Below are 25,469 nucleotides of genomic sequence, written 5' to 3'. Positions count from 1 at the left end.
CCCCTACCCGTCCCATCCCGGGGGCGCTGCCCCCGGACCCCCGCTCCTCAAACGCCGGAGGGGCTGGATTTCCAGCCCGTCCGGCGTTTGAGGACGAGGCCGTTCAGGCCGAAGCGGGGGTCTGGGGGCGGCAGCCCCCAGAAGGATGGGACGGGTAGGGGCGGCGGGGGCGAGGACAAGGCCGTCAGTCGGAGGTGGCCGTCGCCTTCAGGGCCAGCCACAGCTCCATGCGCACATCCGGGTCGTCCAGCGACCGGCCCAGGATCTCCTCCACCCGCCGCATCCGATAGCGCAGCGTATGACGGTGGACCCCGAGATCCGCCGCCGCCGCGTCCCACTGCCCGTGCCGGGACAGCCAGGCCCGCAGCGAGGCCACCAGATCCCCCCGCCCGGTCGCGTCGTGCTCCCGCAGCGCCCGCAGCAGACCGTCGGCGAACGCCCGCACCGCGTCGTCCGCGAGCAGCGGCAGCACCGAGCCGGCCGCCAGCTGCTCGTGCTCCACGCACACGCGCCCGCGGCGGCGGGCCACCGAGAGTGCCTGCTCGGCCTGCTTGTAGGCGGCCGACGCGGCGATCGGCCCGGAGGGTGCGGACAGCCCGATGACGACGCCGTTCTCCTCGCCCCCGTTCCCGGTCTCGCCGCCCGGCGGCACACGCCCCGCCTCCAGTGCCGCCGCGTGCTCGGCGCAGGCGGCGACCGCCGCGCCCTCGTCCGCGGCCAGCACCACCAGCCGCTCCCCCTCCGGCACGGCCAGCACCGCCTCGCCCGCGCGGGCCGCCGCCGACTCCATCAGCTCGGCCAGCGCCGCGAGTGGGTCACCGGTCCCCGAGGCGTGCTCGGCGACGATCATCCGGAAGGGCGCGTCCAGCAGTTCGCCGTAGAGATCGCCGGCGACGGCGCGGGCGTGGTCCGGTTCCCCGGCGAGCAGCATGCGCAGCACGGCGGTGCCGATGCGCTGCTCGGCCGCGTGCAGCGACCGCGACCGCTCCGTGGTCAGCGTGAGCAGGGCGACGGCCGAGTGCACCGCGTACCGCTCGGCTGTGCCGAGGGCGGCGGCCGTGCCGACGGCGAGTGCCGCCCGGGGCCTGCGGGAGGTGCCGAGGGAGTGCAGCTCGACGCGGTCGGTGTCCTCGGCGGACTCCGCCCCGCCGACCACCGAGGAGGCCGGCGTGGGCCGCTCCCGCAGCCGCTGCACGTCCGCGGTGAGCCGGGCGGCGCGCCGTCCCGCCCACTCAGGTGCGGCGGCGACGACCGCGCCGGAGGCGTCGTAGAGCGCCGCCCAGCCGTCGACCTGGGAGGCGAGCGCGGCGAGCAGCCCCTCGGGGCCGTCGCTCAGCGCCTTCCTGGTCAGCTCCCGCTGAGCGGCGAATCCCGCGGTCACCGCCCGGTACTGGTCGGCGGCGATCGCCGCGGAGACGGCCTTGCTGATGGCGATGAAGGGGGTGCGGCGCGGCACCTCCAGCAGCGGCAGCCCCTCCTGCTCGGCGGCCTCGACGAGGGCCGGGGGTATGTCGTCGTAGTGGACGCCGACGGCGAAGCCCAGGCCGACGACCCCGGCGGCCACCAGCCGCCCGACGTACCGGCGCATGGCCTCGGGGTCCTCCGCGTCCAGCTTCAGCGCCGTGATCAGCAGCAGCTCCCCGCCCTCCATGTACGGCACCGGGTCGGCCAGCTCGCTGGCGTGGGCCCAGCGCACGGGCGCGTCGAGGCGGTCCCCGCCCGCCCGCACGGTGAGCTTCAGCGCGGAGTGGTGGACGAGCGAGGCGAGGGTCGGGGGCATGGGGCCTTCTGGTCTGCGTCAGCGGTGGGCGGTGAGCTGTCGTCCCGGTGACCTGTCGTCCCGGCGATCTCGTGGACGGTGGTGATCCCTGAGCGGTGATTCTCTGGACGGTGATCTCTCGGCGTGATCTCTGGCGGTGATCCTTTGGCCGCCGTGTATGAACGGCCTGCTTCGATTCTGCCTCACCGTACGGTCGCCGGGTGCCCGGCCGGCGACGGACCGGGGCTCAGCCGCGCAGATCCACCAGCAGCGGCGGCGCGTGCTCGCCCTGGACCGTCGTCAGCGACAGCACCGCGTGCCCCGGCGGCACCGCGTGCGCCAGCTCGGACGCCGACCACCGCTCGCGCTCGACCTGGCGCACGGTCACCGCCCGGGCGGTCGCGGCCTTGCCCGTGATCGCCCGGCGGAGCATGTGCACGGCCTTGCCTGCCGGGGTCTCGGCGATGATCTGCCGGTCGGTGACGTCGCGGGCCTCGGTCCACTCCTTGCCCCACACCTCGGCGAAGTCCTGACCGTCCCAGGGGGTCAGTCCGGACAGCGCCATCCGGCAGCCGGTGGCCCCGAGCAGCGGGCCGCGCAGCGGACGCGGTACGTCGTCCAGGGTGCGCAGGGTCAGCACGACCCCGGCACCGGCCGACCGCAGCCGCTGGATGCCCCGGACGGACTCGGGCGTGACGACCCCCGCGGCGTCGTCCAGCACCAGGCAGGCGAAGAGCGACCGGTCCTCGCGTACCGCCGCGCTCGCGGTGTACTGGGCCAGCACCAGCCGCGCCAGGATGCGGGAGGCGTCGGCGTGCCCGCGCTCAGGCAGGTCGATGCGGACCCGCACCGGGTGGTCGAGGGCCTTGAGAGAGAAGGGACGGGACCGGCCGGAGGTGTCGAAGAAGCCGGCGAATGCGGGGCGGTCCAGGAGCGCGATCCGGTCGGCCAGCACGCCGCCGACGTCCCCCGGGTGGCCCATCTGCCGCTCCCGCGCGTCCAGTTCGCGCAGCAGCGACTCCTGTCCCGCAGTCTGGAGGCCTTCGCGCAGCGCGGCCAGTGGTTTCGGCGCCCCGTCGAGCAGTTGGCGCAGCTCGGGGACGGACGGAAAACGGCCGTGGACCGCGCGGAACGGGCCGAGCAGCTGGGCCAGGACGGTGGTGGAGCGGCGGCTGTCGCCGCCCGGGTGCGGGTCGGCGAGGTCGCCGACGAGTGCCTCGGCGAGCACGGCCGCCGCCTCGTCAGGGTCGGTGGTGCCGCCGTAGAGGTCGAGGTCGTAGACGGAGTCCTCGTTGCCGATGCGGACGACGACATCGTAGGCGTCGGCCGGGCCGAGGCCCGCGCCCGCCGCACCGACCACGACCACGGCCGCCCGTCCGGCGAGCGCCTGAAGGCACAGCGCCTCGGCGAGCGGACGAACCAGGCTGCCGGTCTTGCCGGACCCGGCCGGGCCCACGGCGAGCAGCGAGGTGCCCAGCAGCTCGGGGCCGAGGGCCAGGCCGGTGCCGCGGTAGGCGTACGGGTTGCGCGCGTCGTCGGCGGCGGTGCCGATCCGCACCTGGCCGGTGACCAGGTCGTGGCGGGCCTGTCGGACGGGCAGGTCGCGGGCGCCGGAGGGGTGCGGGCAGGCTGCGGCGCCGTCCTTGAGCACGGCACCGGTGAAGGTGGCGAGGCTGTGCCGGCCATTGGTCACGCCCTGCCAGGCGCGGGTGATCCGGGCGTGGTCCACGTCCCGCATGAGCCCGGCACGGGCATCTGCGGCCAGCCGCTCCGCGGCATCCACGGCCCCGACGGCACGCAGCGCGGGCCATGCGGCGGGGTCGTCCTCGGGCACGGACGGCGTCTCGCCCCCGGCATCGCCACGCCGCCAGGCCGGCGGCCCGTAACGACGCCAGATCTCACCCCAACGGCCGATCTTTCCGAAGAGAGCGAAGACGGCGGCGAAGACCAGGCCCTCGTAGAGGTAGGAGGCGACTCCTCCCACGGATCCCGCCTGCCCGAGCGTCCATGCGTCGGGCGCCAGCACGAACCACGGCCATAGCCAGAAGCTGCCCAGGTAGCCGTTGTACAGCAAGGAGCAGATCAGCCAGCCGCACAGGAAGGCGATCACTGCGCCACTCAGCAACTGCCTTCCTGGGATCCGCTCGGGCTCCTCCTCCGGCTTGGGACGGTGCCCGAACCGCCACACTCCCGGCGGTGCCTCCGGCCGCTCCGTCCGAAGCCACGCCAGGAACATCGAGCCGTCGGACACCCCCGGCGCCCGGGTCGGCCGGGGCGGTGCCGTCGGCATCTGTGGAGGTCCCGCCGGGCGCGGCACGGGATTGGCGTGTGTCCCTCGTGCCTCGTGCGTCCCGTCGCTGTCCATCGACCCTGCCCCCTGACCTGCCGCTCCGTCCACCATCAGCGAGTCAATCTAGTGCCCTGCCGAGGGCAGTCCACCGCTTACGCGGCCGGGCGTCCTGTACCGCTCGCCCACCGGTCGCACCGGCCTTGCGACACGCACTATGTCCACCACGGACAACGTCGCCTCCCGACAACGCCCACATGGAGCATGCCCGCCCCCCTCCCCCCGCCCTAGCCTGCGAGAAAAGAAGACAAGTGTCAGCAAGATCCCACAGGAGCCCCGCATGACCGCACTTCCGCAGGAGCGCCGCGTCGTCACCGCCATTCCCGGCCCGAAGTCGCAGGAGCTTCAGGCCCGCCGTACCGCCGCGGTCGCGCAGGGCGTGGGCTCCGTGCTGCCGGTGTTCACCACCCGCGCGGGCGGCGGCATCATCGAGGACGTCGACGGCAACCGTCTGATCGACTTCGGCTCCGGCATCGCCGTGACCTCCGTCGGCGCCTCCGCCGAGGCCGTCGTCCGCAGGGCGTCCGCGCAGCTCGCCGACTTCACCCACACCTGCTTCATGGTCACGCCGTACGAGGGCTACGTCGAGGTCGCCGAGGCGCTGGCGGAGCTGACCCCGGGCGACCACGCCAAGAAGTCCGCCCTGTTCAACAGCGGCGCCGAGGCCGTCGAGAACGCCGTCAAGATCGCCCGCGCGTACACCAAGCGGCAGGCGGTCGTCGTCTTCGACCACGGCTACCACGGCCGGACCAACCTCACCATGGCGCTGACGGCGAAGAACATGCCGTACAAGCACGGCTTCGGCCCGTTCGCGCCCGAGGTCTACCGCGTCCCGGTCGCCTACGGCTACCGCTGGCCGACCGGCCCGGAGAACGCCGGCCCCGAGGCCGCCGCCCAGGCCGTCGACCAGATCACCAAGCAGGTCGGCGCCGAGAACGTGGCCGCGATCATCATCGAGCCGGTGCTCGGCGAGGGCGGCTTCATCGAGCCGGCCAAGGGCTTCCTCCCGGCGATCAGCAAGTTCGCCCAGGACAACGGCATCGTCTTCGTCGCCGACGAGATCCAGTCCGGCTTCTGCCGCACCGGCCAGTGGTTCGCCTGCGAGGACGAGGGCATCGTCCCGGACCTGATCACCACCGCCAAGGGCATCGCGGGCGGCCTGCCGCTCGCCGCCGTCACCGGCCGCGCCGAGATCATGGACGCCGCGCACGCGGGCGGCCTCGGCGGCACCTACGGCGGCAACCCGGTGGCCTGCGCGGGTGCGCTCGGCGCCATCGAGACCATGAAGGAGCTCGACCTCAACGCCAAGGCGAAGAAGATCGAGGAGATCATGAAGGGCCGGCTGTCGGCCATGGCCGAGAAGTTCGAGGTCATCGGCGACGTCCGCGGCCGGGGCGCCATGATCGCGATCGAGCTGGTCAAGGACCGCGACACCAAGGAGCCGAACCCGGAGGCGACCGGCGCGCTCGCCAAGGCCTGCCACGCCGAGGGGCTGCTGGTCCTGACCTGTGGCACCTACGGCAACGTGCTGCGCTTCCTGCCGCCGCTGGTGATCGGCGAGGACCTGCTGAACGAGGGTCTGGACATCATCGAGCAGGCGTTCGCCCGCATCTGAGCAGGCCTTCCGGCGCATCTGAGTGACGGCTCGCGCAGCTGAGTTCAGGGCATGTGAAGAAGGTGTGCGGGGTGGATGACAGGACCCGGTTGCCCCTGTCGTCCGCCCAGCCCCTGTCGTAGTTTCTACGGCAGATGAGAGATACACCCCGCTCACAGGGGACTGTGGGCGGATCTCAGGGCGAGGCCTCCCCAGCTTCGGCCTGGTCGTGCCCTCGCGCACAACCGGAGCCACCGGCTCTGGATCTCCTCACCGATCGGACGGTCGCCCGCCCCAGACCCCCCGGGGCGTGCGACGTTCCGGTCCGGACGGCCGGCTCGGCATCCGGGACGGCGGTTCACCGAAGGGCCGGCACACTCCCCCCCTTGTGCCGGCCCTTCGGCGTGTTTGCCAAGCTGTGCGCATGCTGCTGCTCGGCCTGCCGGCCCTCCTGTTCGCGCTGATCACCTGGCAGGTCGTGGCCGACGGGCCGCTGGTGCGGGTGGACGAGCGGGTGAGCCGGGCGCTGATCCACCCCGACCGGGACGCCGAACTCCTCGCGGACCTGGGCAACGTGGAGGTCGCGGTGCCCGTCCTCGCCCTCGTCCTGGCGTACGTCGTGTGGCGGCGCCGGGCCGCCGGAGCCGGGCGCTGGTGGTGGCCGGCGGCCGCGGGGGCGGTGCTGATGGCGCTCGTACCCGCCCTGGTCGTGCCGCTCAAGGAGCTGACCGACCGGCCGGGGACCCCTGCCGTGCCCCCGGCCACCGGCTACTACCCCTCCGGTCACACCGCCACCGCCGTGGTCGCGTACGGCGCGGCCACGCTGTTCCTCCTTTCGCTGCTGCGCTCCGCGGCCGGCCGCCGCCTTCTGGTGCTGGGCTGCGGGGCCCTGGTGCTCGGGGTCTCCTACGGGCTGGTGCGCCGGGGCTACCACTGGCCGCTGGACGTGGTGGCGAGCTGGTGCCTGGGCGCGCTGCTGCTGGCCGGTGCCCGGGCGGTCCTCAGCCGAAGTAGCCGTCGAACGTCCGCTGGAACTCCCAGCCCGAGAACCGGTCCCAGTTGATCGACCAGGTCATCAGGCCGCGCAGGGCCGGCCAGGTGCCGTGGGTGGTGTACGAGCCGCAGTCGGTGCCCATGGTCAGGCAGTTCAGCGTCTTCACCACCTCGCCCGGCGGGACGTGGCCGTTGCCCGCGTTCACCGACGCCGGCATGCCGATCGCCACCTGGCCGGGGCGCAGCGGCGGGAAGACGTTGCCGGCGTCGCCCGCGACCGGGAAGCCGGTGAGCAGCATGTCGGTCATGGCGATGTGGAAGTCGGCGCCGCCCATGGAGTGGTACTGGTTGTCGAGGCCCATGATCGGGCCGGAGTTGTAGTCCTGGACGTGCAGCAGGGTGAGGTCGTCGCGCAGGGCGTGGATGACCGGGAGGTAGGCCCCGGCGCGCGGGTCCTGGCCGCCCCACTTGCCGGTGCCGTAGTACTGGTAGCCGAGCTGGACGAAGAAGGTCTCCGGGGCCATGGTCAGGACGAAGTCGTCGCCGTAGCGGGCCTTGAGGGTCTTCAGGGCCGAGATCAGGTTGACGATCACCGGGGTCTTCGGGTTCTTGAAGTCGGTGTCGTCGGCGTCCAGGGACAGGGAGTGGCCCTCGAAGTCGATGTCCAGGCCGTCCAGTCCGTAGTCGTCGATGATCTTCGATACGGAGGCGACGAAGGTGTCGCGGGCGGCCGTGGTGGTCAGCCGGACCTGGCCGTTCTGGCCGCCGATGGAGATCAGCACCTTCTTGCCGGCCGCCTGCTTGGCCTTGATCGCCGCCTTGAACTCGGCGTCGCTCTCCACGTTCGGGCACTCCGTGACCGGGCAGCGCTCGAAGCGGATGTCCCCGGAGGTCACGGTGGTGGGCTCGCCGAAGGCCAGGTCGATGACGTCCCAGCTGTCGGGGACGTCGGCGAGGCGGGTGTAGCCGGAGCCGTTGGCGAAACTGGCGTGCAGATAGCCGACGAGGGCGTGCGGCGGCAGGTCGGAGGGGCCGCCGCCGGAGCCGGGCGCGGTGGTCGCGGTGACGGTGGCCGACCGCGCGGACTCCCCGGCGTCGTTGACCGCCGCGACCTGGAAGGCGTACGCCGTGGCGGGGCTGAGGCCGGTGACCGTGGTGGAGGTGCCCGTCACCGTGCGGACCCGGGTGCCGTCCCGGTAGACGGCGTAGCCCGTGGCGCCCGGGACCGGTGACCAGGACAGGGCGACGCTGGAGGAGGTGACGGCGCCGGTGGTCAGGCCGGCCGGGGCGGCGGGCGGCTGCCCGGTCTCGCCGCCGGGGCCGACGAGGGAGACGTCGTCGGCGTGGTAGACGCCGGTGCCGTACCAGCCGTGGGTGTGGACGGTGACCCGGGTGGTGGCCGGGCCGGTGCGGAAGGTGGTGGTGAGCCGCTGCCAGTCGGGCGCGGACGCGGTCCAGGTGGACACGTCGGTGGTGCCGGTGCCGGTGGCGCCGAGGTACACGTACGCGCCGCGGACGTACGCCGACAGGGTGTACTGGGAGTCCGGTTTCACGGTGACCGTCTGTGTGCAGCGGGCGTTGTCGGCGCCGGACGGGGTGGCCTTCAGGGCCGAGGTGCCGCTGTGCACGGGCGAGTTCACGACCGTGCCGGCGGTGCAGGTCCAGCCGTCGAGCCCGGACTCGAAGCCGCCGTTCCTGGCGAGGTCCGCGTCGGCCGCACGGGCGGCCGACGTGAGCGCGGTCGTGCCGGACAGGGCGAGGGCCGTGGCGGTGAGCAGCACGGCGAGCCGTCTGCGCGGAAGAGGTCTGGAGCGGTCCACAAGTGCCTCCGTGCATGGGGGAATTGGAGGGGTGGAACGCGGCCAACTTGGTCCAGACCAATTCGCTTGTCAAGCCCTCGCGTGCCTCACCTCCCCTCCTCCTCCCCCGTGGCCCGGCCCGCCGCCGCCTCGTGCATCGCCAGTTCCAGCAGCGACGGGTCCGTGAGCGTGCCCGAGCCGTCCGGCGGGACCAGCCAGCGAACGCCGCCGGAGGCCAGCCGTCCCGGATAGGGCACGACGATCCAGGTGCCGCTCCCGGCCGACCGGATGCCGGTGCCCAGCCAGCGGGCGGCGGTGCCCGGCGGCACGAAGAACCCCGTGCGCTCGTCGCCGAAGTCGACGAGCACCGGACCGGGACGGTCCAGGACGCGGGTGAGGACGTCGAGGGTGGGATAGCCGAGCCGGCTCGGCAGGATGAGCACGTCCCAGGCCGTGCCGGCGGGCAGCAGGGCGACCCCCAGGGGGTTCAGCTCCCACTCCCGCAGACAGGCCTCGGGGTCCGGCGCCGCGGATGCCAGCCATTCGGCGGCCGTCTTCGCCCCAGGCATGAAGGACCTCCCTTTCGCTCGTGACGCGCGGGTCGCGTCACGAGGGAGAGGGAGGTCCCCGCCGGGCATTACGCCGGTTCCCGCACCACGTCGGAGTGAACCGGCTCACACGGCTGCGGCTCGCACGCCGCAGCGCGATCCGGCGCGCCGGCGAAGGGGGCCCGCGCCCCGGCGGTTCAGCTGTCGAAGCCCAGTCCCAGCCGGTCCATCGTCCTCAGCCACAGGTTGCGCCGGCCGCCGTGGGCGTCGGCGCGGGCCAGCGACCACTTGGTCAGCGCGATGCCGGTCCAGGCCAGTGGCTCGGGCGGGAAGGGCAGCGGCTTGCGGCGGACCATCTCCAACTCGGTGCGCTCGGTCCGCTCCCCCGCCAGCAGGTCGAGCATCACCTCGGCGCCGAAGCGGGTCGCGCCGACCCCGAGGCCGGTGTACCCGGCGGCGTAGGCGACCCGGCCCCGGTGGGCGGTGCCGAAGAACGCCGAGAAGCGCGAGCAGGTGTCGATCGCGCCGCCCCAGGCGTGGGTGAAGCGGACGCCCTCCAGCTGCGGGAAGCAGGTGAAGAAGTGCCCGGCGAGCTTGGCGTAGGTCTCCGGGCGGTCGTCGTACTCGGCGCGCACCCGGCCGCCGTACGGGTAGATGGCGTCGTAGCCGCCCCACAGGATCCGGTTGTCGGCGGAGAGCCGGAAGTAGTGGAACTGGTTGGCGCTGTCCCCGAGGCCCTGGCGGTTCTTCCAGCCGATCGACGCCAGCTGCCCGGCGTCGAGCGGCTCGGTCATCAGGGCGTAGTCGTAGACCGGGACGGTGTAGGAGCGCACCCGCCGGACCAGGCTGGGGAAGACGTTGGTGCCGAGCGCGACCGCACGGGCGCGGACGGAGCCGTAGGGGGTGCGTACGGCCATCCCCGCGCCGTACGGCTTCAGGGTGAGCGCGGGGGTGTGCTCGTAGACGCGCACGCCGAGGTCGAGGCAGGCCCGCTTCAGGCCCCAGGCGAGCTTGGCGGGGTCGACCATGGCCACGCCCCGGCGGTCGTACAGGCCCGCCCGGAAGGTGGGCGAGTCGACCTGCTCGCGTACCGCGTCGGCGTCGAGGTACTCGATGCCGTCGGCGAGGCCCTCGGCCGTGATCCGCGTGTGCCAGTCCTTCAGCTCCCGGGCCTGGTAGGCCTCCGTGGCGACGTCGATCTCGCCGGTGCGCTCGAAGTCGCAGTCGATGGAGTGGCGGGCGACCGCGGCCTCGATCGCGTCGAGGTTGCGGTCGCCCAGCTCCTGGAGCTTGTGGATCTCGTCCGGCCAGCGGGTGAGGCCGTTGGACAGGCCGTGGGTGAGGGAGGCGGCGCAGAAGCCGCCGTTGCGGCCGGAGGCGGCCCAGCCCGCCTCGCGGCCCTCCACCAGGACGACGTCCCGCTGCGGGTCGCGCTCCTTGGCGATGAGCGCGGTCCACAGCCCGCTGTAGCCGCCGCCGACGACCAGCAGGTCGCAGGTCTCGGCGCCGGTGAGGGCGGGCTCGGGGCGGGGCCTGCCGGGGTCGTCCAGCCAGTACGGGACCGGCTGGGCGTCGGAGAGGGATTTCGTCCAGTCGTTGTGGCGGCTCATGGCGCTCGGGGCCATGATTTCAACTCCCTACGAGTGTTTCTGCTTTCGGCGGCTGCCGATGACCATGGAGGTCAGGACGAACAGTACGGCGACGACGAACATGGCCGTACCGATGACGTTGATCTGAACGGGCGTACCGCGCTGGGCCGATCCCCAGACGAACATCGGGAACGTGACGGTGGAGCCCGCGTTGAAATTGGTGATGATGAAATCGTCGAAGGAGAGCGCGAAGGCGAGCAGCGCGCCCGCGGCGATTCCGGGGGCCGCGATCGGCAGGGTGACCCGGAAGAAGGTCTGGAACGGGCCGGCGTACAGATCCTGTGCCGCCTGCTCCAGGCGCGGGTCCATCGACATCACGCGCGCCTTGACGGCCGTCACCACGAAGCTGAGGCAGAACATGATGTGGGCGATCAGGACCGTCCAGAAGCCCAGCTTCGCCCCCATGTTGAGGAACAGCGTGAGCAGCGAGGCGGCCATCACGACCTCGGGCATCGCCATCGGCAGGAAGATCAGCGAGTTGATCGCGCCGCGCGCCCGGAAGCGGTAGCGGACCAGCGCGAAGGCGATCATCGTGCCCAGGGCGGTGGCGCCCAGCGTCGCCCAGAACGCGATCTGGAGGCTGAGCGACAGCGAACCGCACAGGTCGGCGACGCCGCACGGGTCCTTCCAGGCGTCCGTGGAGAACTGCTGCCATTCGTAATTGAAGCGCCCCTTCGGATCGTTGAAGGAGAACACCGTCACGATGATGTTCGGCAGCAGCAGATAGGCGAGCGTCAGCAGTCCGGCGATGACGACCAGATTGCGCTTGAGCCAGTTGACGAAGGTCATTTAAACCAGATCCTCCGTGCCGGACTTGCGGATGTAGACCGTGACCATGGCGAGAATCGCGGCCATGAGAATGAAGGACAGTGCCGCCGCCGTCGGATAGTCCAGCACCCGCAGGAACTGCGACTGGATGACGTTGCCGACCATGACGGTGTCGGTCGAGCCGAGCAGCGAGCTGTTGACGTAGTCACCGGTGGCCGGGATGAAGGTCAGCAGCGTGCCGGAGACCACGCCGGGCATCGACAGCGGGAAGGTGACCCGGCGGAAGGTGGTGGAGGGCCTTGCGTACAGGTCGCCGGCCGCCTCGTGCAGCCGCGGGTCGATGCGCTCCAGCGAGGTGTACAGCGGCAGGATCATGAACGGCAGGAAGTTGTACGTCAGACCGCACACCACCGCCAGCGGCGTGGCCAGCACGCGGTCGCCGGCCGTCCAGCCGAGCCAACTGGTGACGTCCAAAACGTGCAGGGCGTTGAGGACTTCGACGACCGGGCCGTTGTCGGCGAGGATCGTCTTCCAGGCGAGCGTGCGGATCAGGAAGCTGGTGAAGAACGGCGCGATCACCAGGATCATGATCAGGTTGCGCCAGCGGCCCGCGCGGAACGCGATGAGGTAGGCCAGCGGATAGCCCAGCAGCAGGCACAGCACGGTCGCGCTCGCGGCGTAGGCGACCGACCGCAGGAACTGCGGCCAGTACTCGGTCAGGGCGTCCCAGTACGTGGCGAAGTGCCAGGTGACCTCGTAGCCCTCCTCCAGGGAGCCCGTCTGTACGGACGTGGAGGCCTGGTAGATCATCGGCAGCGCGAAGAAGACGACCAGCCACAGGATGCCGGGCAGCAGCAGCCAGTACGGCGTGAGGCGGCCCCGCCTGCGGGGTGGTTTCTTCTCCGGTGCGGTCGGGCTGAGAGGCGGTGGCGCCTCGGTGAGCGTCGTCATCAGGCCGCCTCCTCCACGCCGGCCTCGACGTCCTGGGCGGCGTCCAGGCCGAAGGTGTGGGCCGGGCTCCAATGCAGGACCACGTCGGCGCCGGGCACCAGGCGCGGGTCGCGGTCGACGTTCTGGACGTAGACGGCGAACTCGCGGCAGACGGGGCTGTCGACGACGTACTGCGTGGAGACGCCGATGAAGCTCGCGTCGGCGATCTTGCCGGCGATGCGGTTGCGGCCCCCGGGTATCCGCCCGGCGTCGTCGGCGTGCGTCAGGGAGATCTTCTCGGGCCGTACGCCGACCAGCACCTTGTCGCCGGCCGCCGCGGACGCGCCGCAGCGCTCCTCGGGCAGGACGAGCTTGCCGCCGCCCGCCTTGAGGACGATCTCGCCGCCGCCGGTGCCGTCCACCTCGGCCTCGATGAAGTTCGAGGTGCCGAGGAAGTTGGCGACGAACGTGGTGCGCGGGTTCTCGTAGAGGTCGGCGGGCGCGCCGAGCTGTTCCACCCGGCCCGCGTTCATCACGGCGACGCGGTCGGCCATCGTCATGGCCTCCTCCTGGTCGTGCGTGACGTGCACGAAGGTGATGCCGACCTCGGTCTGGATGCGCTTGAGCTCCAGCTGCATCTGGCGGCGCAGCTTCAGGTCCAGGGCGCCGAGCGGCTCGTCGAGGAGCAGCACCTTGGGGTGGTTGATCAGCGCGCGGGCCACGGCGACGCGCTGCTGCTGGCCGCCGGAGAGCTGGTGCGGCTTCTTGCGGGCCTGCTCGCCGAGCTGGACCAGGTCGAGCATCTCCTCGACCTGTTTCTTCACGCTCTTGATGCCGCGCCGGCGCAGGCCGAAGGCGACGTTCTCGAAGATGTCCAGGTGCGGGAAGAGGGCGTAGGACTGGAAGACGGTGTTCACCGGCCGCTTGTACGGCGGCAGGTGCGTCACGTCCTGGTCGCCGAGGTGGACGGTGCCCGTGCTGGGCTCCTCCAGACCGGCGATCACGCGCAGGGTGGTGGTCTTGCCGCAGCCGGAGGCGCCGAGGAGGGCGAAGAAGGAGCCCTGCGGCACGGTCAGGTCGAGCGGGTGCACGGCGGTGAAGGAGCCGTAGGTCTTGCTGATGCCGGAGAGGCGGACGTCGCCGCTGTTGTCGTTCGTCATCGTGGTGGTCACGCCCCTGTGAGCTTCGCGAACTTCGCTTCGTAGGCCGTCTCTTCCTTCGCGCTCAGCGAGCGGAAGGCACGGGTCTTGGCCTGCATGTCCTGGTCGGGAATGATCAGCGGGTTGTCGGCCGCCTCCGGGTCGATCTTCGCGAGCTCGTCCCGCACGCCGTCCACGGGACAGACGTAGTTGATGTAAGCGGCGAGTTGCGCGGCCGCCTTCGGCTCGTAGTAGTAGTCGATGAGCCGCTCGGCGTTGGTCTTGTGGCGCGCCTTGTTGGGGATGAGCAGGTTGTCGCTGGACGTCATGTAGCCGCTGTCGGGGATGAGGAAGCCGACGTCGGGGTTGTCCGCCTGGAGCTGGACGACGTCGCCGGCCCACGCGAGGCAGGCGGCGAAGTCGCCCTTGGTCAGGTCGGCGGTGTAGTCGTTGCCGGTGAAGCGGCGGATCTGGCTGCGGTCGACGGCCTTCTGGACCCGGGCGATCGCGGCGTCGTAGTCGTCGTCGGAGAAGCGGCCCGGGTCCTTGCCCATGTCGAGCAGCACCATGCCCATGGTGTCGCGCATCTCGGTGAGCAGCCCGACGCGCCCCTTGAGCTTGGGGTTGTCCAGCAGGTCGGAGAGGGTCCTGACCTCCATGCCGTCGAGGGCCTTCTTGTTGTAGGCGATGACGGTGGCGATGGACTGCCAGGGGTAGGAGTAGGCGCGGCCGGGGTCCCAGTCAGGCATGCGGAACTGCGGCGAGAGGTTGGCGTAGGCGTGCGGCAGGTTGGCCGGGTCGAGCTTCTGCACCCAGCCGAGGCGGATCAGCCGGGCGGCCAGCCAGTCGGTGACGACCATCAGGTCCCGGCCGGTGTCCTGGCCGGCGGCGAGCTGCGGCTTGATCTTGCCGAAGAACTCGTTGTTGTCGTTGATGTCCTCGTTGTAGTCGACCCTGATGCCGGTCCGCCGGGTGAACGCCTCCAGCGTCGGGTGCCGCTTGCCGCTGTCGTCGACGTCCATGTACTCGGTCCAGTTGGAGAAGCTGACCTTCTTCTCCTTCTCCGAGTGGTCCTCGGCGGAGGTGCCGCCCTCGGTCCGGCCGGCGGCGGGGATGCCGCAGGCGCTCAGCGATCCGAGTCCGCCGACCGCCAGTCCGCCGAACGCGGAGGCCCGCAGCAGCGAACGGCGGGTCATGGCGGCCCTGCCCTGGCGGAAGCTGCGCCGTACGGCCGCCTCCTGGGCCGGGGAGAGACGGTCGGGCTCGTAGTGCTCCATGCGCGTGGTGCCCTTTCGGATGGAGTCGGCCGTGGTCGGCGGCCTTGCGTGGTGATGACGGGCTGACTATCGGTCCCCGAAGACGGTGCGGTGCCAGTCCTTGGCGGCCACCGCCGTGTTGTCGAACATGACGTGCTTGATCTGGGTGTACTCCTCGAAGGAGTACGCGGACATGTCCTTGCCGAAGCCGGACGCCTTGTATCCGCCGTGCGGCATCTCGCTGATGATCGGGATGTGGTCGTTGACCCACACGCAGCCCGCCTTGATCTCGCGGGTGGCGCGGTTCGCCCGGTAGACGTCCCGGCTCCAGGCGGAGGCGGCGAGCCCGTAGGGGGTGTCGTTGGCCAGGCGGATGCCCTCGTCGTCGGTGTCGAAGGGCAGCACGACCAGGACCGGCCCGAAGATCTCGGACTGCACGGCCTCGCTGTCCTGGGCGGCGTCGGCGATGAGGGTGGGCCGGTAGTAGGCGCCGTTCTTCAGCTCGCCCTGCGGCGCCTCACCTCCGGTCACCACGCGCGCGTAGCCGCGGGCCCGGTCGACGAAACCGGCGACGCGGTCCCGCTGGGCGTGGCTGACCAGCGGTCCGAGGTCGGTACCGGGGGCGAACGGGTCGCCGAGCCGGACGGTCTCCATCAGGGCGGCCGTCCGCTCCACGAACGCCTCGTACAGCGGCCGCTGCACGTACGCGCGGGTGGCGGCCGTGCAGTCCTGGCCCGTGTTGATCAGAGCGCCGGCGACGGCTCCGTGCGCGGCGGCCTCCAGGTCGGCGTCGTCGAAGACGACGAAGGGGGCCTTGCCGCCCAGCTCCAGGTGGATCCGCTTGACGGTGGCGGTCGCGACCTCGGCGACGCGCCTGCCGACGGCGGTGGAGCCGGTGAAGGAGGTCATGGCGACGTCGGGGTGGCCGACGAGGTGCTCGCCAGCCACCCGGCCGGTGCCGGTGACGATGTTGACGACACCGTCCGGGATGCCCGCCTCGGTGGCCGCCTGGGCGAACATCAGGGAGGTCAGCGGGGTGAGCTCGGCGGGCTTGAGCACGATGGTGTTGCCTGCGGCGATCGCCGGGAGGATCTTCCAGGCGGCCATCTGGAGCGGGTAGTTCCAGGGTGCGATGGAGCCGACGACGCCGATCGGCTCGCGGCGGACGTAGGAGGTGTGGTCGCCGGAGTACTCGCCCGCCGACTGCCCCTGGAGATGGCGGGCGGCGCCCGCGAAGAAGGCGGTGTTGTCGACCGAACCCGGCACGTCGAACTCGCGGGTCAGCTTCAGCGGCTTGCCGCACTGGAGGGACTCGGCGCGGGCCAGGTCCTCGGCACGGTCGGCGAGCACGGCCGCGAACCGGTGCAGGGCGTCGGAGCGCTCGCCCGGGGTGGCGGCGGACCAGCCCGGGAAGGCGGCGCGGGCGGCGGCGACGGCCGCGTCGACGTCGTCGGTGCCGGCCAGCTCGTAGGTCAGGACCTCCTCACCGGACGCGGGGTCGATCACGGCGTGCGTGCGGCCGGAGGTGCCCTTCGTGAGGCGACCGGCGATGTACTGGGCCCCGTCCGCGAAGCGGTCTCGGGCCGGGAAGCGGTCCGGGGTGGTGTTGCCCGGGTTGTGCATGTCGGCTCTCCTCGGTGTCCCCTCGACGGGGTCCGGCGTGGCTCAGACTCGATGTGGGTGCCGATCCTGACAGAGCAACGAACCGCCAACAAGGGATTCCGTTGTTGCCTTTTGGTTACGCGACGGAATCTGTCGACCAGGTGTCGAGTAACCACGGAAAAGGACGGACGGTGTGTCAGTGGCGCGTGCCACACTCGCGTGCATGGAAGAGGTCACGGGCGCGAGGGAAGAGATCACGGGGGCGATCGACAGCCGCGAGGCTCTGCTCGCCGGGGTGCGTGCGGGGGCCCGGGCGAAGTACCTGCGCTTCTGGGGGCACCGGCCGCGGCCTGACGGCCGGCTCGGGCCGGGCTGCCTGAGCCAGTGGTGGCCCTCGCCGTTCACGGTGGACGGGGTGGAGTACGCGACCGCCGAGCACTGGATGATGGCGGGCAAGGCGCGGCTGTTCGCGGACGCGGAGGCGGAGCGCCGGGTGCTGGCCGCGGTCCATCCGGCCGAGGCGAAGAAGGCGGGGCGGCTGGTGCGCGGCTTCGACGAGGGGACATGGGCGCGGGAGCGGTTCGGGATCGTCGTCGAGGGCAGCGTCCACAAGTTCGCCTCGGACCCCGCGCTGCGGGCGTTCCTGCTGAACACCGGCGACCGGGTGCTGGTGGAGGCGAGTCCGGTGGACCGGGTGTGGGGCATCGGTCTGGCCGCGGACGACGAGGCGGCGGCGGACCCGGAGCGCTGGCGGGGGCCGAATCTGCTGGGCTTCGCGCTGATGGTGGCACGGGAGCGGCTGCGGGCCTGCTGAGCCGAGAGGGGCCGGCCCGGAGGCCGGCCCCGGCGCGGTGCCCGGTGGCCGTCGGCGACGGCCGGGTCAGGCGGCTCCCGCGGCGCCCATGACGCTCGCGAACAGCAGGATGCCGAGCAGCGGCAGGACGACGGTGGCGATGATCCCGCAGACCAGTCCCGCGGTGGCGGCGCCCTTGTTGGTGGCCTCGCCCCGGTTGGCCTTTCCGCGGCCTATGGCGCCGAAGATGATCCCGAGGATGCCCAGGATGACGCCGAAGAACCACAGGAAGAAGGTCAGGCTGCACACCACGCCGATGATGCCCAGCACCAGTCCGGTGGTTCCCATGCCGTTGCTCGGCTGGACCGGCATGCCGTAGCCGGGCGCCTGGGGGTAGCCCACGGGCGGGGCCGCCGGGTAGGACTGCCCTGCGCCCGGGTAGCCGTATCCCGGTCCGGACTGCGGCTGCCCGTAGCCGCCGGCGGGCGGCTGTGACGGTGGCCCGTACCCGCCGGGTCCGGGATTGGCGTGCGACATGACTGCTCCCCTCGTTGACAACTCGGGCATCGTAGTCGCCCCGGGAGCAAGGGAGTCAGCGATTCTCTGCGACGGAGACGGCCGCCGGACGGCCGGCGCCGTAGTAGGGATCGCCGTAGGGGTCGGAGTCGGAGTCGAGGTCGCTGTTGATGGCGGCGGTGATGCCGACGGCGATCAGGACGATCACGGCGATGCCGAGGACGAGGCCGATGACGCCCATGACCAGACCGGCCTGCGCCTGCCCGTGGTTGGTGGCCTCGCCGCGCTCGGCCCGCTTGCGGCCCTTGACGCCGAAGACCACGGCGAGGATGCCCAGGACGACGGAGACCACGCCGTAGAAGCAGAACAGGCAGCAGGCGAGGATGCCGAGCACCATCGCCGCGATGCCCATGCCGTTCTGCGGCTGGGGGCCCATCGGCCCACCGGGCCAGCCGTAGCCGCCCTGGGGGTAGCCCGGGTAGCCGTATCCGGCTCCGGTGTGGCCTCCGTGGGTGCCCGGGCCGCCGGGGGCGACCGGCGGGGGCGGCACGGCCGCTCCGGGCGGCCCGAACGGGTCCGCGCCGGGTGCGGCGCCGACGGGCGGGGTGGCGCCGGGCGGGGTGGGCTGCTGGGGGCCGCCGAAACCGGCCGCCGGCATCGAGGTGACCGTGGCCTGGTCGTGCACGGACGGCGGCTGCTGCCCGGGCGGCCCGCCCGCGGCGGGCGGCCGGTTCGTCGCGGCGTCGCCGCGGTCCTTGTCCAGCGACGGCCGGCTCTCCGGCGGCGCCCACGGATCGTGGCCGCCGGCGGCGTCCCGGCCCGGCTGCTGTGCGTCCGTCATGTCGCGTCCCCCTGGGTCGATCGTGCCCGCCATGCTACGGCCCCGGCCCTCGGCGCGTGAGACCGGCCTACGATGATCCCCGACCCATCGATCAGCCGATCACCCGCGTCCCGCCGCCCGGCCGGCCCGGGACGCCGCCTCCGGGGAGGAAAACCTTGACCGAGCACCTCGTCCAGCCCGACGTACCGCGCGACCTGGGCGCCTTCATCGCCGGGCTGCCCAAGGCCGAACTGCACGTCCACCACGTCGGCTCCGCCTCTCCCCGGATCGTCGCCGAACTGGCCGCCCGCCACCCCGACTCCAAGGTCCCCACCGACCCCGAGGCCCTGGTCGACTACTTCACGTTCACGGACTTCGCCCATTTCATCGAGGTCTACCTGTCCGTCGTGGACCTGGTCCGCACCCCGGAGGACGTCCGGCTGCTGACGTACGAGGTGGCCCGGGACATGGCCCGGCAGCGGGTGCGGTACGCCGAGCTGACCATCACCCCCTTCTCCTCCACCCGGCGCGGCATCGACGAGCGGGCCTTCATGGACGCGATCGAGGACGCCCGCAAGGCGGCCGAGGCCGAGTTCGGGACCGTGCTGCGCTGGTGCTTCGACATCCCCGGCGAGGCGGGCCTGGAGTCCGCCGAGGAGACCGCGCGGCTGGCCACCGACGACCGGCTGCGCCCCGAGGGCCTGGTCTCCTTCGGTCTCGGTGGCCCCGAGATCGGCGTCCCCAGGCCGCAGTTCAAGCCGTACTTCGACCGGGCGATCGCCGCCGGGCTGCACTCGGTGCCGCACGCCGGCGAGACCACCGGCCCCGAGACGGTGTGGGACGCGCTGACCCACCTGCGCGCCGAGCGCATCGGCCACGGCACCAGCTCCGCCCGCGACCCGAGGCTCCTGGAGCACCTGGCCGAGCGGCGCATCGCGCTGGAGGTCTGCCCGACCTCGAACATCGCCACCCGCGCGGTGACCGTCCTGGACGAGCACCCGGTCAAGGAGTTCGTCCGGGCCGGCGTCCTGGTGACGATCAACTCCGACGACCCGCCGATGTTCGGCACCGACCTGAACAACGAGTACGCGGTCGCCGCCCGGCTGCTCGGCCTCGACGAGCGCGGGCTCGCCGGCCTGGCGAAGAACGCGGTCGAGGCGTCCTTCCTGGACCCCGCGGGCAAGGCCCGTATCAGCGACGAGATCGACACGTACACGTCGGACTGGCTCGCCGCCCGATGAGCGCCCCGCAGCGAGTGACCGCCGTGGCCCACCGCGGCGATCCCTACCGCTTCCGCGAGAACACACTCGAGTCCCTGCGTTCCGCGCTGCGCCGCGGCGCGGACGCGGTCGAGATCGACGTACGGCTGACCCGGGACGGCGTGCCCGTGCTGCTGCACGACGGGACGCTGAAGCGCCTGTGGGAGCAGGACCGTCCGCTGCTCGCGCTGTCGGCCGAGGAGGTGCGCGGTCTGACGGCGGGCCGGGTGCCGACGCTGGCGGAGGCGCTGGCCGCCACCGAGGGCCACCGGGTGATGCTCGACCTGCCCGGCACCCCCGACGTGCGGGCCGCCCGCCGGGTGGTCGGCGTGGTCGCCGAGTGCGGCGCCGCCGACCGCGTGTACTACTGCGCCGGCGCCGCCGCCATGCTGGCCGTGCGCACGGCCGACCCGGCGGCGGAGATCGCGCTGACCTGGACGACGCTCGCGCCGCCCCGGCCCGCGCTGCTGGCGGCGGTCCGTCCGCGCTGGCTCAACTACCGCTTCCCGCTGGTGGACCGGGAGCTGGCCGACCGCGTCCACCGCGACGGCTGTCTGCTCTCCGCCTGGACCCCGGACACCCGCCGCTCGATGCGCCGGCTGCTGGCCGCGGGCGTCGACTCGATCACCACCAACCGGGTGGACGTCCTGTGCGCGGTCCGCGAGTCCGTCCCACCGCTTCCGCGCTGATCCGCCCGCCACCGGCCGCCGCGGTCGGCCGGTCCGCTACAGCCCGGCGATGCCGTTCCACCGCTGGGCGAACTCCCTGCGCTGCCCCGCCTCGACGTCCTTGGCGATGGACAACCGCTCGCGCATCGCCGCGTCCGGGAAGATCAGCGGGTCCTCGGCCAGGGCGGCCGTCTCCGCGTCCCCGGACGACGCCAGCACGTCCTGCGCGGCCGGGACCGGGCAGACGTAGTTGACCCAGGCGGCCAGCTCGGCGGCGACCTCGGGCTGGTAGTAGTGGTCGACGAGCCGCTCGGCGTTGGCCTTGTGGCGGGCCAGGTTCGGGATCATCAGGGACTCCGCCCACAGTTCGCCGCCCTCCTCCGGTACGACGAACTCGATGCCGGGGTCGTCCGCCTGGAGCTGGATCACATCGCCGGAGTAGGCCTGGCAGGCCAGCACGTCACCGCTGGAGAGGTCCTTGATGTAGTCGTTGCCGGTGAAGCGGCGGATCTGCCCCCGCGCCACCTGCTTCTCCACCTGGTCGCAGACCGTGTGGAAGTCGTCCGCCGTCCAGTCGGTGATGTCCACGCCGTTGCCCAGCATCAGCAGCGCGAAGGCCTCGTCCATGCCGGACAGCAGCGTCACCCGGCCCTTGAGGTCGCTCGCCCACAGGTCGGAGACCTGGCGCAGCTCCCGGCCGAGGCGGCGCCGGTTGTAGGCGATGCCGGTGATGCCGGACTGCCACGGCACCGTGAACCTGCGGCCGGGGTCGAAGGCGGGAGAGCGCAGCAGCGGGTCGAGGTGCTCGGTGACACGGGGCTGGCGGGAGCGGTCCATCTCCTGCACCCAGCCGAGCCGGACGAACCGCCCGCACATCCAGTCACTGATGACGATCAGGTCCCGGCCGGTGGGCTGGTGGTTCATCAGGGCCGGGCTGATCTTGCCGAAGAACTCGTCGTTGTCGTTGATCTCCTCGACGTAGTCCACGGAGATCCCCGTGTCCTTCTCGAACGCCTCCAGGGTGGGCCGCCGGCCGGGGTCCGCGTCGTCGGTGTCGATGTACAGCGGCCAGTTCGCCCAGGTCAGCCGGGGCTCGGTCGCGGAGAGGTCGGCGGCGGCGCGCTCACCGGCGGGCACGTACGCGGCGGGCACCCCGCAGCCGGCCAGGCCGCCGAGCGCCGCGCCTGCACCGAGGGCGCGCAGCAGGGACCGGCGGGACGGCAAGGGATTCCTCGGTGTCAGCGGCATGCCCGCAGCATGCGGCTGCCGTGGGCCACCGCACAATTGACGCCCCGTCGAGAGGATCCGCCGGGCGGCGACACCCTGTCGAGGCCGCGGAGCCGGACGCCGCCCCGACGGGACGCGGGGAACCGCGCGGCGGGCCACGGCGAACCCGCGGCCGGCGCACGGTCCCCCGCTGAGCCGGTGGACCGATCGTCCGTCAGACGTCCAGCGACGTCATCACGTGCTTGATGCGCGTGTAGTCGTCGAACCCGTACGCCGACAGGTCCTTGCCGTAGCCGGACTTCTTGAAGCCGCCGTGCGGCATCTCGGCGACCAGCGGGATGTGGGTGTTGATCCACACGCAGCCGAAGTCGAGCTTCTTGGACATCCGCATGGCACGGCCGTGGTCCTTGGTCCACACCGAGGAGGCCAGCGCGTACTCGACGCCGTTGGCCCACTCCACCGCCTGGTCCTCGTCGCGGAACGACTGGACGGTGATGACCGGGCCGAAGACCTCCTTCTGGATGATCTCGTCGTCCTGCTTCAGGCCCGAGACGACCGTCGGGGCGTAGAAGTAGCCCTTGTCGCCGACCTGGTGGCCGCCGGCCTCGACCTTGGCGTGGGCGGGCAGCCGCTCGATGAAGCCGGCGACCTGCTTGAGCTGGTTGGGGTTGTTCAGCGGGCCGTAGAGCACGTCCTCGTCGTCCGGCTGGCCGGTCTTGGTCTCGGACGCGGCCTTGGCGAGCGCGGAGACGAACTCGTCGTGGATCGACTCGTGCACCAGCACGCGGGTGGCCGCGGTGCAGTCCTGGCCGGCGTTGAAGAAGCCCGCCACCGAGATGTCCTCGACGGCCTTGGCGATGTCGGTGTCCTCGAAGACCACGACCGGCGCCTTGCCGCCCAGCTCGAGGTGGACCCGCTTGAGGTCCTTCGACGCCGACTCGGCGACCGACATGCCGGCCCGCACGGAGCCGGTGATGGAGGCCATGGCCGGGGTGGGGTGCTCGACCATCAGGCGGCCGGTGTCACGGTCGCCGCAGACGACGTTGAAGACGCCCTTGGGCACGATCGAGCCGATGATCTCGGCCATCAGGACCGTGGAGGCCGGGGTGGTGTCGGACGGCTTCAGCACGACGGTGTTGCCCGCCGCCAGCGCGGGGGCGAACTTCCACACGGCCATCATCATCGGGTAGTTCCACGGCGCGACCTGCGCGCAGACACCGATCGGCTCGCGGCGGATCATGGAGGTCAGGCCCTCCATGTACTCGCCGGCGCTGCGTCCCTCCAGCATCCGGGCCGCACCCGCGAAGAAGCGGATCTGGTCGACCATCGGCGGGATCTCCTCGGTGCGGGTGAGCCCGGTGGGCTTGCCCGTGTTCTCCACCTCGGCCGCGATCAGCTCCTCGGCGCGCTCCTCGAACGCGTCCGCGATCTTCAGCAGGGCCTTCTGCCGTTCGGCCGGGGTGGTGTCGCGCCAGGCCGGGAAGGCCCGGGCGGCGGCCGCCATGGCGGCGTCGACGTCCGCCTGCGCCGACAGGGGCGCGGTCGCGTACGCCTCGCCGGTGGCGGGGTTGACCACCTCGGTGGTCCGTCCGTCGGCGGCGTCCCGGAACTCACCGTCGATGTAGTTGCGCAGACGACGCAGCTCGGTGCTCACTGCCGGCCCTCCAAGTTCGGGTGTCCAATCACTGAGACACCCACCCTAATCGGAGAGCCGACGTTTTCAACACCCCCGATCGCCCGTTGATTGCGAAATCCGCAGGCTCAAGCGACTCAGACAACGAATTTCATCGATCCGGGCTTGCAAAACTGTCGAGACGTCGTGCACAGTGAAGCCGTGGCCAGTCGAAGCGCAGACCCCAGGGACTCCCGCGAGTCCAGGAACGGCAGCAGTCCCCAGCTGGACGCCGTCTCCCTCGCCATCATCGAGCAGCTCCAGGAGGACGGCCGCCGGCCGTACGCCGCCATCGGCAAGGCCGTCGGCCTCTCCGAGGCGGCCGTACGCCAGCGCGTGCAGAAGCTGCTCGACCAGGGCGTGATGCAGATCGTCGCCGTCACGGACCCGCTCACCGTGGGCTTCCGCCGGCAGGCGATGGTCGGGATCAACGTCGAGGGCGACGTGGAGTCCGTCGCCGACGCACTGACCGCGATGTCCGAATGCGAGTACGTGGTGATGACCGCAGGCTCCTTCGACCTGATGGTGGAGATCGTCTGCGAGGACGACGACCACCTGCTGGACGTCATCAACAAACGCATCCGGGCCGTCCCCGGAGTGCGCTCCACCGAGAGCTTCGTCTACCTCAAGCTCAAGAAGCAGACCTATATGTGGGGAACTCGATAACCGTGAGTACCGCCAGCCAGAAGGACCTCAGCAAGTCCGCGTACGACCACCTGTGGATGCACTTCACCCGCATGTCCTCGTACGAGAACGCCCCCGTCCCCACCATCGTCCGGGGCGAGGGCACCTACATCTACGACGACAAGGGCAAGCGCTACCTCGACGGTCTCGCCGGCCTGTTCGTGGTCCAGGCCGGCCACGGCCGGACCGAGCTGGCCGAGACCGCCGCCAAGCAGGCGCAGGAGCTGGCGTTCTTCCCGGTGTGGTCCTACGCCCACCCCGCGGCCGTGGAGCTGGCCGAGCGCCTCGCCCACCACGCCCCCGGCGACCTGAACAAGGTCTTCTTCACCACCGGCGGCGGCGAGGCGGTCGAGACCGCCTGGAAGCTCGCCAAGCAGTACTTCAAGCTCACCGGCAAGCCCATGAAGCACAAGGTGATCTCCCGCGCGGTGGCCTACCACGGCACCCCGCAGGGCGCCCTGTCCATCACCGGCCTGCCGGGCCTGAAGGCCCCCTTCGAGCCGCTCGTCCCGGGCGCGCACAAGGTGCCGAACACCAACATCTACCGCGCCCCGATCCACGGCGACGACCCCGAGGCCTTCGGCCGCTGGGCCGCCGACCAGATCGAGCAGCAGATCCTCTTCGAGGGCCCCGAGACCGTCGCGGCCGTCTTCCTGGAGCCGGTGCAGAACGCCGGCGGCTGCTTCCCTCCCCCGCCCGGCTACTTCCAGCGGGTGCGCGAGATCTGCGACCAGTACGACGTGCTGCTGGTGTCGGACGAGGTCATCTGCGCCTTCGGCCGGCTGGGCACGATCTTCGCCTGCGACAAGTTCGACTACGTGCCGGACATGATCACCTGCGCCAAGGGCATGACCTCGGGCTACTCCCCGATCGGCGCCTGCATCATCTCCGACCGCCTGGCCGAGCCGTTCTACAAGGGCGACAACACCTTCCTGCACGGCTACACCTTCGGCGGCCACCCGGTCTCCGCGGCCGTGGGCCTGGCCAACCTCGACCTGTTCGAGCGCGAGGGCCTCACCCAGCACGTGCTGGACAACGAGGGCGCCTTCCGTGCCACCCTGGAGAAGCTGCACGACCTGCCGATCGTCGGCGACGTCCGCGGCAACGGCTACTTCTACGGCATCGAGCTGGTCAAGGACAAGGCCACCAAGGAGTCCTTCGACGAGGAGGAGACCGAGCGGGTCCTGTACGGCTTCCTCTCCAAGAAGCTGTACGAGAACGGCCTGTACTGCCGGGCCGACGACCGCGGCGACCCGGTCGTCCAGCTCGCGCCGCCGCTGATCTCCAACCAGGAGACGTTCGACGAGATCGAGCAGATCCTGCGCGCGACGCTGACGGAGGCCTGGACCAAGCTCTGACCGCCCTCCGGCCAGTCTTCACGATCTTCGTGAAAGAAGATCGTCTCCGGCCCCGGCGCCGTCCGTTCGAGTGAGAAACGGCGGCCCG

Annotated in this window: 21 protein-coding genes; 7 read left to right on the top strand and 14 right to left on the bottom strand. The window is 71.6% G+C overall.

Translation table 11 applies throughout. The features are described from left to right. Positions 1 to 184 precede the first annotated feature (184 nt). A complete protein-coding gene (locus ACZ45Q_RS27990) occupies positions 185 to 1,780 on the bottom strand; it encodes a PucR family transcriptional regulator (RefSeq protein ID WP_468266276.1) in 1,596 nt (531 codons plus the stop codon). Positions 1,781 to 2,006: 226 nt separating this feature from the next. Beyond that, positions 2,007 to 4,124 carry an ATP-binding protein gene (locus ACZ45Q_RS27985; protein WP_468266274.1) on the bottom strand — a complete coding sequence of 706 codons (2,118 nt, stop codon included), beginning with the start codon at positions 4,122 to 4,124 and terminating at the stop codon, positions 2,007 to 2,009. 262 nt (positions 4,125 to 4,386) lie between these two features. Here ACZ45Q_RS27985 and gabT point away from each other — a divergent pair, with 262 nt between their 5' ends. Next, entirely contained in the window at positions 4,387 to 5,721 is a 1,335-nt protein-coding gene (gene gabT / locus ACZ45Q_RS27980; protein WP_468266272.1) for a 4-aminobutyrate--2-oxoglutarate transaminase, read from the top strand. Between the two features lie 403 nt (positions 5,722 to 6,124). After that, positions 6,125 to 6,763 (top strand): phosphatase PAP2 family protein, encoded by a 639-nt coding sequence (locus ACZ45Q_RS27975; RefSeq protein ID WP_468266270.1) that lies wholly within the window; start codon positions 6,125 to 6,127, stop codon positions 6,761 to 6,763. Here ACZ45Q_RS27975 and ACZ45Q_RS27970 read toward each other — a convergent pair. The 8 genes from ACZ45Q_RS27970 to ACZ45Q_RS27935 form a co-directional block, all read right to left on the bottom strand. Then, on the bottom strand, positions 6,702 to 8,513 hold the full coding sequence (locus ACZ45Q_RS27970) for a chitinase (RefSeq protein WP_468266268.1): 1,812 nt from the start codon (positions 8,511 to 8,513) through the stop codon (positions 6,702 to 6,704). The genes ACZ45Q_RS27975 and ACZ45Q_RS27970 overlap by 62 nt on opposite strands. An 86-nt stretch (positions 8,514 to 8,599) precedes the next feature. Continuing rightward, the gene (locus ACZ45Q_RS27965; protein ID WP_468266266.1) at positions 8,600 to 9,061 is read right to left on the bottom strand and encodes a hypothetical protein; all 462 of its coding nucleotides are present in this window, start codon (positions 9,059 to 9,061) and stop codon (positions 8,600 to 8,602) included. 176 nt (positions 9,062 to 9,237) lie between these two features. After that, complete coding sequence (locus ACZ45Q_RS27960; RefSeq protein WP_468266264.1) at positions 9,238 to 10,665, bottom strand: NAD(P)/FAD-dependent oxidoreductase; 1,428 nt, start codon at positions 10,663 to 10,665, stop codon at positions 9,238 to 9,240. A gap of 12 nt (positions 10,666 to 10,677) precedes the next feature. Next, a complete protein-coding gene (locus tag ACZ45Q_RS27955; protein WP_468266262.1) occupies positions 10,678 to 11,478 on the bottom strand; it encodes an ABC transporter permease in 801 nt (266 codons plus the stop codon). Next, positions 11,479 to 12,408 carry an ABC transporter permease gene (locus ACZ45Q_RS27950; RefSeq protein ID WP_468266261.1) on the bottom strand — a complete coding sequence of 310 codons (930 nt, stop codon included), beginning with the start codon at positions 12,406 to 12,408 and terminating at the stop codon, positions 11,479 to 11,481. Beyond that, positions 12,408 to 13,547, bottom strand: a complete 1,140-nt coding sequence (locus ACZ45Q_RS27945) for an ABC transporter ATP-binding protein (RefSeq protein WP_468266313.1) — start codon at positions 13,545 to 13,547, stop codon at positions 12,408 to 12,410. Before ACZ45Q_RS27945 ends, ACZ45Q_RS27950 begins: the two co-directional genes overlap by 1 nt. An 8-nt stretch (positions 13,548 to 13,555) precedes the next feature. Then, positions 13,556 to 14,803 (bottom strand): ABC transporter substrate-binding protein, encoded by a 1,248-nt coding sequence (locus tag ACZ45Q_RS27940; RefSeq protein WP_468266259.1) that lies wholly within the window; start codon positions 14,801 to 14,803, stop codon positions 13,556 to 13,558. Between the two features lie 66 nt (positions 14,804 to 14,869). Continuing rightward, positions 14,870 to 16,405, bottom strand: a complete 1,536-nt coding sequence (locus ACZ45Q_RS27935; RefSeq protein ID WP_468266257.1) for a gamma-aminobutyraldehyde dehydrogenase — start codon at positions 16,403 to 16,405, stop codon at positions 14,870 to 14,872. A 202-nt stretch (positions 16,406 to 16,607) separates the two neighbouring features. Between ACZ45Q_RS27935 and ACZ45Q_RS27930 the strand changes: the two genes are divergently transcribed. After that, positions 16,608 to 17,198, top strand: a complete 591-nt coding sequence (locus ACZ45Q_RS27930) for an NADAR family protein (protein ID WP_468266255.1) — start codon at positions 16,608 to 16,610, stop codon at positions 17,196 to 17,198. A gap of 66 nt (positions 17,199 to 17,264) precedes the next feature. Here the strand turns inward: ACZ45Q_RS27930 and ACZ45Q_RS27925 are convergent, their stop codons facing one another. Both ACZ45Q_RS27925 and ACZ45Q_RS27920 read right to left on the bottom strand, forming a co-directional pair. Continuing rightward, the gene (locus tag ACZ45Q_RS27925; RefSeq protein ID WP_468266253.1) at positions 17,265 to 17,714 is read right to left on the bottom strand and encodes a DUF4190 domain-containing protein; all 450 of its coding nucleotides are present in this window, start codon (positions 17,712 to 17,714) and stop codon (positions 17,265 to 17,267) included. A gap of 55 nt (positions 17,715 to 17,769) precedes the next feature. Next, positions 17,770 to 18,534, bottom strand: coding sequence for a DUF4190 domain-containing protein (locus ACZ45Q_RS27920; RefSeq protein WP_468266251.1), 765 nt, complete (start codon positions 18,532 to 18,534; stop codon positions 17,770 to 17,772). A gap of 56 nt (positions 18,535 to 18,590) precedes the next feature. Here ACZ45Q_RS27920 and ACZ45Q_RS27915 point away from each other — a divergent pair, with 56 nt between their 5' ends. Next, positions 18,591 to 19,754, top strand: coding sequence for an adenosine deaminase (locus ACZ45Q_RS27915; protein WP_468266249.1), 1,164 nt, complete (start codon positions 18,591 to 18,593; stop codon positions 19,752 to 19,754). After that, on the top strand, positions 19,751 to 20,461 hold the full coding sequence (locus ACZ45Q_RS27910; RefSeq protein WP_468266247.1) for a glycerophosphodiester phosphodiesterase: 711 nt from the start codon (positions 19,751 to 19,753) through the stop codon (positions 20,459 to 20,461). Before ACZ45Q_RS27915 ends, ACZ45Q_RS27910 begins: the two co-directional genes overlap by 4 nt. A gap of 36 nt (positions 20,462 to 20,497) precedes the next feature. Here the strand turns inward: ACZ45Q_RS27910 and ACZ45Q_RS27905 are convergent, their stop codons facing one another. Beyond that, positions 20,498 to 21,688 (bottom strand): polyamine ABC transporter substrate-binding protein, encoded by a 1,191-nt coding sequence (locus ACZ45Q_RS27905; RefSeq protein ID WP_468266245.1) that lies wholly within the window; start codon positions 21,686 to 21,688, stop codon positions 20,498 to 20,500. A gap of 193 nt (positions 21,689 to 21,881) precedes the next feature. Then, complete coding sequence (locus ACZ45Q_RS27900; RefSeq protein WP_468266243.1) at positions 21,882 to 23,321, bottom strand: gamma-aminobutyraldehyde dehydrogenase; 1,440 nt, start codon at positions 23,319 to 23,321, stop codon at positions 21,882 to 21,884. 165 nt (positions 23,322 to 23,486) lie between these two features. On the opposite strand from ACZ45Q_RS27900, the gene ACZ45Q_RS27895 reads away from it, so the two are divergent. Both ACZ45Q_RS27895 and ACZ45Q_RS27890 read left to right on the top strand, forming a co-directional pair. Beyond that, positions 23,487 to 24,005 (top strand): Lrp/AsnC family transcriptional regulator, encoded by a 519-nt coding sequence (locus ACZ45Q_RS27895; protein ID WP_468266242.1) that lies wholly within the window; start codon positions 23,487 to 23,489, stop codon positions 24,003 to 24,005. Between the two features lie 2 nt (positions 24,006 to 24,007). Beyond that, a complete protein-coding gene (locus tag ACZ45Q_RS27890; RefSeq protein WP_468266240.1) occupies positions 24,008 to 25,381 on the top strand; it encodes an aspartate aminotransferase family protein in 1,374 nt (457 codons plus the stop codon). The last annotated feature ends 88 nt before the right edge of the window (positions 25,382 to 25,469 follow it).

The organism is Streptomyces sp. NPDC031049 (genome assembly GCF_055571015.1).
Note: the sequence above shows the minus strand (reverse complement) of the source record. Positions and strands in the feature narration are given on the sequence as shown.